The organism is Balnearium lithotrophicum (assembly GCF_900182585.1).
Taxonomy (GTDB): Bacteria; Aquificota; Aquificia; order Desulfurobacteriales; family Desulfurobacteriaceae; genus Balnearium; species Balnearium lithotrophicum.
On record NZ_FXTM01000044.1, the window covers coordinates 1 to 2593 of the forward strand.

General features: G+C 35.1%; 3 protein-coding genes and 1 pseudogene. 1 reads left to right on the forward strand and 3 read right to left on the reverse strand.

Annotated features, from left to right (window positions below):
* The 3 genes and pseudogenes from FN732_RS09435 to FN732_RS09445 form a co-directional block, all read right to left on the reverse strand.
* A pseudogene (locus FN732_RS09435) lies at positions 1-212 on the reverse strand (integrase core domain-containing protein); the annotation flags it as partial.
* 195 nt (positions 213-407) lie between these two features.
* A complete protein-coding gene (locus FN732_RS09440; RefSeq protein WP_142936286.1) occupies positions 408-1493 on the reverse strand; it encodes a M14/M99 family metallopeptidase in 1086 nt (361 codons plus the stop codon).
* Complete coding sequence (locus FN732_RS09445) at positions 1463-2248, reverse strand: L,D-transpeptidase family protein (protein ID WP_246051374.1); 786 nt, start codon at positions 2246-2248, stop codon at positions 1463-1465. The genes FN732_RS09440 and FN732_RS09445 overlap by 31 nt, the downstream gene beginning before the upstream one ends.
* Positions 2249-2291: 43 nt before the next feature.
* Here FN732_RS09445 and FN732_RS09450 point away from each other — a divergent pair.
* On the forward strand, positions 2292-2593 hold a 302-nt coding region (locus FN732_RS09450), incomplete at its 3' end, for a helix-turn-helix domain-containing protein (protein ID WP_142933554.1).

Here is a 2593-nt window from a genome sequence, read left to right on the forward strand (position 1 = left end):
CTTCTCTACTGGAGTCTTATAACCAAGACCTTGATGAGGCCTAACGAAGTTGTAAAAGTTTAGATACCTAAATAGTTTCCTGTTCATTTCATCAATTTTCGGCTCAGTCCCTTCTATCATCCACAGTTCCTTCTCCACCGTCTGTATGAACCTTTCAACGTGGGAATTGGTCTTGGGAGACCTCGGATAGCTAAATAGTGTTCAATACCCTTTCATTTAAGTTGATAGAAGATTCTCATTTTGCAGTATATACTTTCTGGGTTTGTTTGTTCTTAGTTCTCTCCGTGTTTTGATCTTTTTTGCCTTTCTATTTTATCCTTTTAAAGTTCCACGTAAGTGTTTCTTTTTGAAATTTTAAATGTTTAACAGAAAGACTTAGTTGAAATAATACTTGTTCTGTAGTTGAATTATCCAACTACAATGCTAATATTAAATTTCTTTTTAAAGTCATCCTTTACATCAATACTTAACTTTCTTCTTATAGAAAATTCTCGATAGTTCTTATTTACACCATTAAAAATGCCATTTGTTCCATCTGTTCCATTAAAACGTATCACCTGAACAGTACTTCTTGGAGGTACTTTAAGCTTCCTTGAAGACGAGATTTCAATTATCCTCCCATTTACACAAACAGTTGCCGAATAGAAATTTTGAGGGTATAAGAGCTTTTGTACATTTGATATGAGATATCGAAAATCAGGTTCTATTGTTACATTGTACAAATCAAAGAATTCCTTTAGCATTTTAAGATGAAAAACAACCTTTGTTTCCAAATTTGGCATCTGTTTTGAAGTTTCTAAACAGATGGCAGGGATATTTAGATTTTTTAAACAATAGTAAGTTAGAGATTTCCTCTGTTCGGGATGTTTTGTATCTTTATCAAAGGTTCGAGTATTATAGACAGGAATTTTCCACTTTCGGTTACTTATTTCCTTGTTTACATTTTTTGAGACATACCTTGCTATTTTTCCAAGTTCTATACCTTTATAAACTTCACCATCAATAACAATACACTGTCCCCAGAACCTTGGATTAAGGGAGTGAAAACCAAAACCGTCGTGTAACGTTAAAACAATATCAGGTTTAACCTCCTCTATGAAATTTTTGAGCCAGACTACTTTATCGTAATCTGGGTCTTTAGGAGACAAATTAGAAAATTTTCTATTCATGTCTCCATTGTATCCCCTCTGGTTAGCAAGAATAGAGACAAAGTTCATTCTTGGTGCTATAAAGAGCTCTCCCCTTTTAACTTTTACGTGTCTTAAAATGTCTGCCGCCTTGTAAGCTCCAGGTTCATTCCCATGTATACCACCAACTATGAGTACTCTTCCTCCCTTTTCCTTTCCCACAATGTGGGTTTCCTGAAGGGGAAGGGGAGGAAGCTTTATAAGAACACTTCCTTTTGAAGCAAAAGCTTCCTTAATACTGAAGAAGGGAAGGGAAAAAGCACCAATTAAACCTTTTATAAATTCTCTTCTCCAAGAATCTTCCATTGTTTCCCCTTCTTATAAATATATAACACTTTATTTGTAGTGGAATGATAGTTGTTAGATTTGTACCTCAATATCATTCTCGCAACGTAGAGATTTCCTAATTCATCCTTTGTTATCGTCAAGTCAGATATATCTATCTTTATCCATTTTTTCCTCTTCGTTATTCTTTTCTTATAACTTATCCAGGAGTTGATATCTCCTCTCTTCCAGACAAACCTTTCATCGTAGAGGGATAGGTAGGTAGCTATATCCTTTGGAGAATTCTCCCAAGCTTTTTTCCACTTCAGAATAAAGTTTATCAAGTCCTTCTTCTCATTTATGAACTCCTCTTTCGAAGAGAAGCTCAATTCAGAAACTATTACAACAGGTGTTCTCTTCGTTGATATGAGATTTTTAAGTACTCTAAGGTCTGGATTTTTTAATACTATACAACCGTTGGAGCTGTGAGGAGGTCTATGGGGATTGTTTGTTCCATGAATCCAAATTCCATGTCCATCTCTTTTTAGTATTTTCCTGTCTAATAGATTTGGATAGTTTAATGGAAATGCACCTAAACCATATATTGGAGGGAGATTTTCTCTCCAGTACATTGGGAAGTATATTCCTTCAGGTGTTCTTAAATCCCCTTCTCCCAATTTATCTCCAGGTCTCTTCCCGGTAATACAGTGGAACTTTTTTACAATAACTGGAAAGCCATTTTCCATCTTAACTACGTATAAGATTTCGCTGTTGAAGTTCAGAAAGAAGGTGGACACCCTAAAATAAGATTTGAACTCCAACAAAAGGAGGTGTCCACCAATGAAACAATTAAAGAAATTCAAAGGAACATCCCTGCACATATCAAATACACCCTTCAAAAAAACAATCAAAAGAGGAACGAAAATAAAAACAAAACTCGACCTAACAAAAGACCCAAACGTGAGAAAAAGACTTAAATGGATTCAACATTACGAAAAACACCAAAATGCAAGACTAACCTGCAGATACTTCGGAATAAGTCCAACCACCTTCTACAAATGGAAAAATAGATACAAAAAGTACGGTTTAGAAGGCCTCAAAGACAGAAACAAAAGACCCCACAGAGTAAGACAACCTCAGAT

Bases quoted from the DNA above. Each gene is read 5' to 3' on its own strand.
- FN732_RS09440 (WP_142936286.1), bottom strand. From the start codon at position 1,493: ATGGAAGATTCTTGGAGAAGAGAATTTATAAAAGGTTTAATTGGTGCT.